Here is an 11,275-nt window from a genome sequence, read left to right on the forward strand (position 1 = left end):
TGATCTCAAGCAGAAGCGATTACTGCCAGCGGCGGAAGAGGGCGCTGGCGTTGACGCCGCCAAAGCCGAAACCATTGGAGATCGCATACTCCATGGCCATCGGTCGCGCGGCGCCACCGACGATATCGATGCCTTCGGCCGCCGGATCCGGATCCTGTAGATTACGTGTCGGCGGCGCTACCTGGTCTCGCAGAGCCATAATCGTGAAGATCGCTTCCATGCCCCCGGCGGCGCCCAGAAGATGGCCGGTCGCCGCCTTCGTACCGCTGACGGCAATCACACCGTCACGGCCGAAGACGGTTTTGATGGCTTCCATCTCGCCTCGGTCGCCGACCTGGGTCGATGTCGCATGCGCATTCAGATGCTTGACCTCTGCCGGCGAAATGCGAGCCTGGGAAAGTGCCGCAAGCATGGCCCGGCGCGCACCATCGCCATCTTCCGGCCCTGCCGTCATGTGATAGGCATCGGCGGCAGTGCCATAACCGACAAGCTCGGCCAGCGGCGTGGCGCCACGCGCAAGGGCGTGCTCCAAGGTCTCGATGACAAGCATGCCGGCACCTTCACCCATGACGAAGCCGTCACGCCTGCTGTCGAAGGGGCGGGAGGCTTCTTCCGGGCGGTTGCTGAAGCCGGTCGAGAGAGCACGCGCCGCGGCAAAGCCGCCGAGACTCACTTTGTCGATGCAGGCTTCGGCACCGCCGCAGATGGCGACATCAGCCTCGCCCGAGCGGATCAGCCGCGCGGCATCGCCGATCGCCTGCACGCTGGCCGCACAGGCGGTGACCGGCGCACCGAGCGGCCCCTTGAAGCCATAGCGGATACTCACCTGACCGGCGGCAAGATTGACCAGGAAGGAAGGGATGGTGAACGGCGACAAACGCCGCACACCTTTCGTTTCCGCCGTGCGAACCGCATCAGCGATGGCGGGAAAGCCACCGACGCCCGATGCGATCACCGTCGCAGTCCGCTCCAGAGCGTAGATATCCGTCGGTTGCCAGCCCGACTGGAGAATCGCTTCTTCGGCTGCAGCCATGGCGAACAGGATGAAGCGATCCATCTTCTTCTGGTCTTTGACCGGTACATAGCGATCGGCATCGAAGCCAGCCTCTGGATCTTGAGCGATATCGGGAACGACGCCGCCGACCTTGGCCGAGAGATCGCCGACCATCTCCTCAGGCAGCTGTCGGAGGCCGGAGCGGCCCTCGATCAGCCGCTTCCAGCTTGCATTGACACCCACGCCCAGGGGGGAAACCAGCCCCATGCCGGTGACGACGATACGATCCATGTCTTGCTCCTATTCTGTCAGGCGTCGAAGCCCAGAAACCATGCTTTCATCTGGGCGATGCGTTCATGCACTGCGTCGTCGGCTGCCGGTCCCGGCACGAGAATCGTGTCTTCAGGCTGAAAGGCGCGGCCGGTGACGCGGTCGATGAGAAGCGGGTCGCGATCTTCGCCGGTATGTGCGTCGACGAGGCGCATTGCGACTTCTTCGGTAGGCAAGTGCCGATTGCCCCAGGTGAAGAGGGCCATTAGCACGGGGAAGAAATCCCGGCCCTTCTCGGTCAGCACATATTCGTAGCGCGGCGGCCGCTCTTGATAGAGCCGCCGCTCGAACAGACCTTCGTCTGTGAGATGCTTGAGGCGCCGCGTCAGGATGTTCGGTGCAACGCCGAGATTTTTCTGGAATTCGTCGAACCGGCTCAATCCCTGCAGCGCATCACGTAGGATCAGGATGCTCCACCAGTCGCCTACGCTTTCGAGCGCACGGGCGGCAGGACATTTAAAGGTGCTGAAGCTCGTTCTTTGCATGAGCAGGGCAGATAGCATGAGTAACTATCATGATGCAAGTTACTATCGCGAAGCTAGATTTGCTCGAAGCAGGAACTCAATCTGCTGGCGCGCGAGGCTAGATGGGAATGAGCGAAGTGCGCCTAGCTGTGGCCAGGCCGCGGGTCTTCAGTACGGAGGCGCCTTACGGGTACGCTGCTGTTTTGCTGCCTCGGTCCACCAAGCGAGGTCGTCGGCAAAACGCGGGAAAGCTCTTGCCAGCGCATCCCCTCCGCTCCCGGTGGGTTTGCCGTCAGCGTCCAATGCTGCCGATATGTTGGCGACGGCAAGCGTGCTTGAGATGACGACCATTCCCATCTCTGAAAGAGTGCCATGCCAGGCAGGCGCCGCATGTGCGCCGGAGAGGCGGCCGCCGGAGTAGCTGGCAATCGCCGCCGGGCGCCAGAACCATTCTTCCAGATAATGATCGGTCAGGTTCTTCAGGCCGGGCTGCATACCCCAATTATATTCGCCCGTGACGAAAACGAAGGCATCGGCACCTCGAATTTTTGCGGCAAGCCTCTCCATTGCCGGAGGAGCAGATCCTTTGGGATATTCCTTATACATTCGATCGAGCATCGGCAGGCCGACAGCTTTTGCGTCGATGAGCTCCACGTCGTTTCCACGCTCAATCAGGCCTGCTACGATAAAATTCGCGAGCCGGATGCCGACGCGATCCGAGCGGTAGGAACCGTAGAGAACCAGAATACTGTCGGCCATTATTGATTATGTCCTCACAGTCTTGTGTGGCATGTCTGGAGCAGTTCAGCTCTTCATGGAGTCTTTGAACTGCTCTACCTCATTGTTTCCACGCAATTCTTGACGAAAATCGCTACGCACTTTTCCGGGAATTGCTTTAGGTTCGCGACTCCACCGGTACCGAAGCGGAGACTTCCTCCTCCGGAATATCGTCGAAGGACGCATAATTGAGGTTATAGAGCTTCGAGTAAAGCTTGCCGTTCGCCATCAGCTGATTGTGGTTGCCGCTCTCAAGCAACTGGCCGTTTTGAAGCACGATAATGCGGTCCGCCTCGCGGATGGTGGCCAGACGATGGGCGATGACGAGACCGGTGCGGCCTTCGAGCAGCTTCACCAACGCTTTCTGGATCAGCATTTCGGTGTAGCTGTCGATATTCGCCGTCGCTTCGTCGAGCACGAGGATCTTGGCGTCGGCGACAAGGGCGCGGGCGAAGCTGACGAGCTGGCGCTGGCCGAGTGAAAGACCGCCGCCGCGCTCGCCGAGAACGGAGTCGTAGCCATCCGGAAGGCGCATGATGAACTCATGCGCGCCGACCGCTTTAGCGGCCTCGATGACCTCTTCGCGCGTCGCCTGCGTCTTGTTGTAACGGATGTTCTCCAGCACCGTGCCGGTGAAGAGGAAAGGCTCCTGCAGTACCATGGCGATCTGGCGTCCGAGCGATTCCTGTGTAAGGGAGCGCACGTCATGGCCGCCCACCAATACCTGACCATGCTGCACATCATAGAAGCGATGGATGAGCGCCATCGAGCTCGACTTGCCCGAGCCCGTTGGCCCGATCAGCGCTACTGTTTCTCCCGGGTTGACCCTGAAGCTCACATTCTTCAGCACGGGATGCTTGGGATTATAGCCGAAGATCACATCGCGGAATTCCACCGAGCCGTCCATATCCGGCGACAGCTCGATCGCATCGGGCGCATCCTTGATGTCGACTGGAACGTCGAGCACCTCGGTCAGCCGCTGACCGGACGCCATGGCGCGCTGCATGACCGAATATTGCATGGTCAGCGAACGGATCGGGTCGAAGAAGCGCTGAATGTAGAACAGGAAGGCGACCATGATGCCGACATCGAGCTTGTGGTTCAGCACCATCGAGCCGCCGACGATGATGACGATCGCCATGGCCATGCCAGTCAGCGTGTCGACGATCGGCACCATGACCTGGGCATAGCGGGCCGCCGTCAGGTGCGTCTGAAGGTTCGCATGGGCCTTGTCGTCGAAAAGCGAGAAGTTCACGCTCTGCCGATGCATGCCCTGGACGGCGCGCACCCCATGGATCGCTTCCGCCAGTGCACCATTGGTAACGGAGTTGGTCTCATGCGCGTTCATGAAGGCGACACGCGCCTTCGGCAACCAGAACAGCCGCACGATGAAAAGGATCGGCATGACGGAAAGCGTCAGCAGGCCGAGCCGGAAATCCAGCGATAGCATGACGATGACGATGCCGAAGAGCAGGGCAATGTCACCGACGGAAAGCACTGAAGTTTCAAGGAATTCCTGCATGGAGTTAACGTCGCCCTGCAGGCGCGACATCAGGCGACCGACTTCCGTTTTGTCCATGAAGGATAGCGAGACCCGCTGCAGATGCGCAAACATCGCCCGGCGAATGTCGAACAGCACTTCCTCGGCGACCTGGCCGACATAGGTTTCCTGCACATAGCTTGCCCCGTAATTGACGAGGATGGCCGCCGTGAAAACCCCCAGAGACAACCAGAGTGCGGAATAATCTATGGCTCCGGGCGCCATCGCACTGTCGATCGCATGGCGGATGACGAGCGGTATGACGATTTGCGATGCGGTGAAGAGTAGAACGGCCGCAACGGAGATGTAGATCTGCCGCCGATAGGGGCTGACGAAGGCCCAGATGCGGCGGATGATCTTACTGTCGAAGACCTTGCCGAAGATCTCCTCTTCGACGCGATGAGAGCCGACCACGGCGCGGGGAGGGCGACGACCATCCTCGCGCACATCGTTGCGCTCGGTTTCGATGGTTTCCGACATTGTCATACCTCCCTTTTCGCCCTTTCGAGCGTGCCGCCCGACGTCTTGGCGACATCATCCTCCGGGCGAACCTGCAGATCGTAGAGCGCCTTGTACCGCCCACCTGCGGCCAGGAGCTGCTCGTGCGTGCCGCGCTCGACGATCGCGCCATCCTCGATGAAGAGGATCTGGTCGGCATGCATCAGCGAACTCAGCCTGTGCGCGACGATCAGTGTTACTCGGTCCCGGGCGAAACGCTTCATGGCGCTGCGGATGCGCTGCTCCGTCGCGGCGTCAATCGCGGCGGTGGAATCGTCGAATACCATCACGGCCGGCTTCAGCATCAATGTCCGGGCGATCGTCAGGCGCTGACGCTGCCCGCCGGACAGCGACACGCCGCGCTCGCCAACGATTGTCGTATAGCCGGCTGGCAGGCCGAGGATGTAATTGTGCAGCTGCGCCGACTCTGCGGCGCGCTCTATGCGGGTTTCCTTCGCCCAGGGGTCGCCATAGGCGATGTTGTTCTCGATGCTGGTCGTGAACAGGAAGGAATCCTGCTGTACGACGGCAACGTTCTGCCGCAGCGATTGCAACGTCGCCTTGCGGATATCCTGGCCGTCAAGCGTGATCCGCCCGGCCGTGACGTCGTAAAAGCGTGGAATGAGATGGGCAATGGTGGACTTGCCGCTGCCGGGCGGACCGACAATGCCGACCGTCTCGCCGCGCTTTGCCTCGAAACAGATATTCTTCAGCACCGGCCGCATTTCCGAACCTGGATAGCTGAAGTCGACATTCTCAAAACGCAGCGTGCCTTCGGTCACGACGAGCGGCTTGGCGTCCGGCGCATCTTTGATGGGAATATCGAGATCGAGGAGCTCAAACAGGCGCGAACCGCAGGTCGAGGCACGTGCGAAAGCATTCACCATCAGGCCGAGCTGGCGCACCGGCATCTGCAGGATGGTCATGAAGGTCAGGAAGGAAGCCAGCGTGCCGACGCTGATCTCCCCATTGATGACCTTCAGGCCGCCGAGCCAAAGCACCAGACCCATGGACACGAAGAAGGAGAGGTTCATGGCGCTGGTATTGACGACGCGGATGCCGACACGCTTGTGGGCAAGTGAAAGCGCATTGTGCGAGGCCCGGTCGAACTTCATGAGTTCGTGTGCCTGCGCGGCGAAGGCGCGCACCACGCGGATGCCACCGAGATTTTCCTCCATCACGCGCGTCAGCACCGAGAGGCGCTCCTGCAGATCGAGCCACGTCGAACGCAACCGCAACTGCGTGACGGAAGAGCGCCACGCCACGAAAGGCACGAAGCTCAGGGCCAGGAGACCGAGCGCGACATCGGTCGATAGCAGCATATAGGCGCCGACGCCGATCAGCATGGTCAGTAGCACCATGCGCACCAGCGCGGTCGAGAAATACATGCGCACGCCTTCGAGATCGAGCAGGCCGACTGTGATGAGATCGCCAGAATGGGCCTTGTCGTGGAAGCTGAAGGAGAGCTGCTGGATCTTCTCATAGCAGGCGAGCCGAAGCTCATAGCCCATATGGTGGCCGACGGCTTCGCTATAGTAGTTCTGCACCATCGTGAACAGGCCGCGCAGAATGCTGATGACCAGCAGCAGCAACGCAGTCGTCAGCAGTGCATTTTCTGCGATCTGGCCGGCGGCACCGCCGGCAACCGCCGTCTGCGTCTGATCGACGGCACGGCCCAAGAGGCGGGGGATCGTCAGCTGCAACGTTGCAGCCACGAAAGTCGCCCCAATGGCGAAGCTTGTCTGCCAGGGATGGCGCAGCGTCATATGGGTGATCCGGACGATCGTCGACAGGCCCTGGCCCCAACCGACCGCATTGACATGCGCACGCGAAACCAGTGGCTTCGCGGCGCTTCTTGATGAATCGCTGCTCACGCTTTTATCCAGGCATAATTAAACGAGGCGGGCCCGCAGACGGGTTCGTATCTCAAGGAAAATATTGATAGGATGAATTTTGCCGATTCCGTGGCGGCGTTCAAGAGTCAATCGGTCACAAGTCCAACGCGAGCGTTAGATTGCGTGTTTAAAAAATAATCGATGACATGTCGGGATCGAAACCGATGAGACGTCCTCTGGGCACCGTGCCAGAAAAGGAGGATATCATGCGCAAAGTTATAGCGGCAACATTCATCAGTCTCGACGGCGTCATGCAGGCACCCGGCGGTCCGGACGAGGATCCGACCGGCGGTTTTGAGTATGGTGGCTGGGTATTCCCTCACGCCGACGAGGAAACTGGTAAGGCGCTCTTCGAACTGTTCGAAAAGCCGTTCGATCTGCTGCTCGGACGCAAGACCTACGATATCTTCTCGGCCTTTTGGCCCTATGTCGGCGACGACGATCCAATCGGCCAGCGATTCAACAGCGTTGTCAAATACGTCGCAACGCGTGGCGATGCCGAGCTGAAATGGAACAAGAGCCAGTCGCTCGGCAAGGATGTCGTGGCGGCGATCAAGGGGTTGAAAGCAGGCGAGGGACCGGATCTTCTCATTCAGGGCAGTGGCGACCTTATTCAGACCCTACTGCGTCACAGGCTGATCGACGAATTCAAGCTGGTAATCTTTCCGGTCGTGCTGGGCGGCGGCAAGAAGCTGTTCGCCGGCGGAGCGGTTCCTGCCGCAATGAAACTGTTGCGCACTCAGTCTTCCTCTAACGGCGTCATCTTTGCGACCTATCAGCCGGATGGTCCGGTAAAGACCGGCTCCTTCGTCAGGCCGAATCCGTCCGAAGAGGAGATCGAGCGCCGCAAGCGGCTCCAATAATAGATCTGGCCGCGGCTAGGTGTTCGACGAGCGCCCAGCCGCAGTCATACCATGTGTTCCATTGCCTGAATTTCACGCAGCGATTTCATGATCTCGCGAAGGCCCTTGGTGAGATGCTTGTCCCGGCGCAGGACTATCCCGAGCTGCCGTACCAGTCTCGGCCTGAGCGGTGACGTCACCAGAAGATCGGACTTGTCGCGTCTCAGCGCCATGTCCGGGAGGATGGACCATCCGAGACCCGCGGCGACCAGCTCTTTGATGGCTTCGACGCTACCGAACTCCATGGCCGGTTCCGGGCGGACGCCGCCTGCCTCGAACCATTCGTTCGTCGCGCGACGTGTGTTGCCGCCTTCGTAGAGCAACAGAGTCCTGTCTTTCATGAATTCCACATCCGGCCCGCCATCCGGCATTGGGCTTCCTTTGGGGGCGACGGCCAAAAGCTCGTCCTCATGGAATGCTTCGACCTCGAGAGAACGGCCGACGGCGGGCAGGGCCACCACTGCGAGATCCAGCGCATTGGCTTCGAGATCCCGCAGAATCTCGTCGATATTACCGATGCGTACGATGATCTCGAGATCAGGCATGCGTTTCTTTGCCATGGCGATGGCGCGCGGCAAGAGATGAATTGATGCCGTGCCGCCGCTGCCGATCCGCACACGGCCGACCGATCCCTCACGAAAGGGCGTCATCGCCTCCTCCGCCACAGAGCAGGCTTCGATGATGCGCCGCGCATGCGGCAGCAGATCAAGTCCGGCCGGCGAGGGCTGCGCCCGTCGTCCCACGCGCTCGATCAGTTTCACGCCGAGGCGTTGTTCCAGCAGCTTCACCTGCAGGCTGACGGCTGGTTGCGTCAGCCCGACCTTATCGGCGGCAGCCGTGAAACTGCCGAGATCGACGACACTGATGAAGGCGGCTAGCTGATCCAGATTGAGCAACAGAAGAATTCCTTATGGATTGTATAAATACCATAAGCTTCATTCATTACTTACGCCAGTGCATCCTGAGGCCATGTTGATACGAGCCCCAAGGAGCATGAAAATGACCACCGACATCCATAGGCCGATGCCTATAGCGACAGGCGCAGGTCGTGGTCCGCGAAGGCGTGGAATTTTGCGAAGGGCGCTGGCGAAGTTTCTGGTCTATCTCGAAAAGCGTGAAACGAGGTGGGACCTGCGTGATCTTACTGACGATCAGCTTCGCGACATCGGCATGACGCGCGCCGAAGCGCGTGCCGAGGTCAATAAGTCCTGGTTTTGGGGATGAGGCAAATCACTCAAAACGCGCGAGCCTTCGGGCCGAACGCCTCAAATAGCGGTGTTCCTGATGCGACCACCAGTGGTATTGAGCGAGGCGGCCCTGTCCCAATAGCAGAAGCCGCCTTCGCACATTGCGTCGCGATTGTTCGCTGTGTTTCGCACGTTCGCTGCAATCAGGCCGGCATAATGCTTGTTCGCGGCGCCAAAATCGTAACTCATTCCGGTGCAATCAACCGCTTGTGATCCGGCCCAGCCAATATTGAAAAGAGCAGGGGGTTATTGCCGTATAACCTTTTTTCATGGCGCCGTTCTTTTTTCCGCCATAGATTTGCCCGATCCATCGCCTTCGAAAAGCGGCGAATATTCGCTTTCGATCGCCCGCGCCCCGTCACAGATTTCACTCACAGGAAACGCAGACAAACCATGCTCAAGAAGACCTCCATGCTGCTCGCCGCGGCAATTTCGACCGCGTCGCTCCTCGGTGCAGCGTCGTTGGCGCAGGCCGGGCAGGCGAGTTATGTGGTGGATGCTCATAGTGGCCAGGTGCTGGAGGCATCGAACGAGAACGAGCTGAATTTCCCGGCATCGCTCACCAAGATGATGACGCTCTATCTCGCTTTTGAAGCACTGCATGCCGGTCATCTGAAATGGGATCAGAAATTGACCATGTCGGAGAATGCCGAGAGCAAGGAACCGTTCAAATTCGCCATTGGCGCAGGCCGCAAGGTCACTGTACGCGAAGCTGTCGAGGGCATCATCGTGCTGTCCGCCAACGATGCAGCGGTTGCGATGGGCGAGCAGCTTGGCGGTTCCGAGGATAATTTCGGCAAGATGATGACTGCAAAAGCGCATCAGCTCGGCATGAGCAATACGGTGTTCAAGAATCCTTCGGGCCTGCCGGACCCGGAGCAGGTCACGACGGCCCGTGACATGGCAACCCTCGGCGTTGCGCTGATGCGTGACTTCCCGGAAGAGTTCAAGCTCTTCTCGATGCGCGGCATCAAGTTCCGCGGCATGAAGCTGCGCGGCCACAACAACCTCATGTATCGCTACGCTGGAGCCGACGGCATCAAGACCGGCTATACCGATGCCTCCGGCTACAATCTCGTGACCTCGGCGGCGAAGAACGGCCGCCGTGTTGTCGGCGTGGTAATGGGTGAGAAGACCGCTGAAATTCGCGACAACAAGATGGCAAGCCTTCTGGATACGTATCTGGCCCCTGTGGCGACAACAGCCACGGTGTCGACCGGAACTCCCAAGCAAAGCTCTGCCAACTGAGTTCGGCCTGATTTCAGAATCCAGCCAGCCATTCATCTTTGGGTGGCCACCAAGAGGGTGGCTCCGCTGAGAAGCCGATCCTGCCGCATCGCGCCTGTCGCGGAGGGCAGGGATCGCGTTTCTTCGTGCAAACGTGCGATGAAAATCCCGACTACTGCTCGCTGAGAGGGCTCTCTCGTGGCGAATAATCAAGTAGCGATTGCCGAACTGGCGGGCTGCCCTATGTCTACAGCGGAAGTTGCTCGTTCGCTGCGCTTATCATGTTCTGGTAGGAAACAGCGCCGAACTGCGAATTCGCGTAGGCGGAGATATCTGGTTTCAGTTTGTATTCTCCGTAAATGAAGGATCCATCATGGACCGCGACCGGTCTGATGCTCCTTGCAATATAGATTTCGCAAACATTTCAACGCATTAGGTCAAGTTGGGAGGACCGGGATGACGTATGATGCACGTTTGGCGCGTGAGCGCGACTTTCATAATGAACGCTTCGGTGCAGTGGAGGAGCGCAAGGAGGACTCGTTCTATTTCGCGGTAAAGCCCGCCGTGGATGCGTATTGGCGGCTGGTGAGGGCGGCCTGTCCCGAAAGGGACGTGCTCGAATACGGGTGCTCAAACGGCATGAGCAGCATTGGTCTTGCACACTCCGCCAGGTGGATTACCGGGATCGACATCTCGGATGTCGCCATTCAGCAGGCCACGAACACGGCGGCTCTCCGCGGAATCGAGAACGTGACGTTCCAGGTCGATAATGCAGAGGATATGAATTTGCCGTCAGCGAGCTTTGACGTCGTTTTCGGCAGCGGCATCCTCCATCACCTCGTCCTGGATAAATCGCTGAGCGAGATCCGACGCGTGCTGCGACCCGGCGGCAAAGCCTTCTTCTTCGAGCCGCTCGGCCACAATCCCGTGATCAATCTCTATCGCAACCGGACGCCAGAGGCTCGTACTGTCGATGAGCATCCGCTTTTGAAATCGGATTTCGAGATCGTGCGCAAATATTTCTCGAAGTGCGATCTGGAATTCTTCGGGCTCGCTGCACTCGCGTCCATTCCGTTTCGCAAGAGCCCGTTCGGCGCCGCGGTTCGGGGCACCGGCGAGCGGATCGATAATCTGCTGCTGAAAATCCCGGGTGTCAGATGGCAAGCCTGGATCGTCGTCATGGCTTTGGAAGCATGACGGGCCTGCCGGGCCATTGAAGTTCAGCCAGCCATAATGGCGAGGAAGCTACCGAGATGCATCGGGCCGACGCTGAAGGATAAGCGCTGTTATCCACATCGACGTGGGGGCGGGTATGCTCTCACGTCTTCCTTGCGAGTGACAACCCATTGGTATCATTCGCAAGTCGCACTTCATCCTTGAACCCACCCCGGCTACAAGCAA

10 protein-coding genes are annotated in these 11,275 nt (G+C 59.3%); 4 read left to right on the top strand and 6 right to left on the bottom strand.

All coding sequences use genetic code 11. The features are described from left to right. Positions 1–19 precede the first annotated feature (19 nt). From fabF to AC13RC_RS06175, 5 genes are all read right to left on the bottom strand, one after another. Positions 20–1,285, bottom strand: coding sequence for a beta-ketoacyl-ACP synthase II (gene fabF, locus AC13RC_RS06155; RefSeq protein WP_488556719.1), 1,266 nt, complete (start codon positions 1,283–1,285; stop codon positions 20–22). Between the two features lie 17 nt (positions 1,286–1,302). Beyond that, entirely contained in the window at positions 1,303–1,809 is a 507-nt protein-coding gene (locus AC13RC_RS06160) for a winged helix-turn-helix transcriptional regulator (RefSeq protein ID WP_488556762.1), read from the bottom strand. 147 nt (positions 1,810–1,956) lie between these two features. After that, positions 1,957–2,547, bottom strand: coding sequence for an NADPH-dependent FMN reductase (locus tag AC13RC_RS06165; RefSeq protein ID WP_488556720.1), 591 nt, complete (start codon positions 2,545–2,547; stop codon positions 1,957–1,959). Between the two features lie 136 nt (positions 2,548–2,683). Next, positions 2,684–4,585, bottom strand: coding sequence for an ABC transporter ATP-binding protein (locus tag AC13RC_RS06170; protein ID WP_488556721.1), 1,902 nt, complete (start codon positions 4,583–4,585; stop codon positions 2,684–2,686). Positions 4,586–4,587: 2 nt separating this feature from the next. Further along, entirely contained in the window at positions 4,588–6,477 is a 1,890-nt protein-coding gene (locus AC13RC_RS06175; protein WP_488556722.1) for an ABC transporter ATP-binding protein, read from the bottom strand. A gap of 227 nt (positions 6,478–6,704) precedes the next feature. Between AC13RC_RS06175 and AC13RC_RS06180 the strand changes: the two genes are divergently transcribed. Further along, the gene (locus AC13RC_RS06180) at positions 6,705–7,361 is read left to right on the top strand and encodes a dihydrofolate reductase family protein (protein ID WP_488556723.1); all 657 of its coding nucleotides are present in this window, start codon (positions 6,705–6,707) and stop codon (positions 7,359–7,361) included. Between the two features lie 44 nt (positions 7,362–7,405). Here the strand turns inward: AC13RC_RS06180 and AC13RC_RS06185 are convergent, their stop codons facing one another. After that, positions 7,406–8,296: a LysR family transcriptional regulator gene (locus tag AC13RC_RS06185; RefSeq protein ID WP_488556724.1), complete on the bottom strand. Its 891-nt coding sequence runs from the start codon at positions 8,294–8,296 to the stop codon at positions 7,406–7,408. 103 nt (positions 8,297–8,399) lie between these two features. On the opposite strand from AC13RC_RS06185, the gene AC13RC_RS06190 reads away from it, so the two are divergent. The 3 genes from AC13RC_RS06190 (at position 8,400) to AC13RC_RS06200 (ending at position 11,071) form a co-directional block, all read left to right on the top strand. Beyond that, a complete protein-coding gene (locus AC13RC_RS06190) occupies positions 8,400–8,624 on the top strand; it encodes a DUF1127 domain-containing protein (RefSeq protein ID WP_152094168.1) in 225 nt (74 codons plus the stop codon). A 416-nt stretch (positions 8,625–9,040) separates the two neighbouring features. Next, a complete protein-coding gene (locus AC13RC_RS06195; RefSeq protein WP_488556725.1) occupies positions 9,041–9,895 on the top strand; it encodes a D-alanyl-D-alanine carboxypeptidase family protein in 855 nt (284 codons plus the stop codon). A gap of 435 nt (positions 9,896–10,330) precedes the next feature. Continuing rightward, positions 10,331–11,071 carry a class I SAM-dependent methyltransferase gene (locus AC13RC_RS06200; protein ID WP_488556726.1) on the top strand — a complete coding sequence of 247 codons (741 nt, stop codon included), beginning with the start codon at positions 10,331–10,333 and terminating at the stop codon, positions 11,069–11,071. Positions 11,072–11,275: the final 204 nt, after the last annotated feature.

The organism is Martinezella sp. CNPSo 3890 (assembly GCF_057784455.1).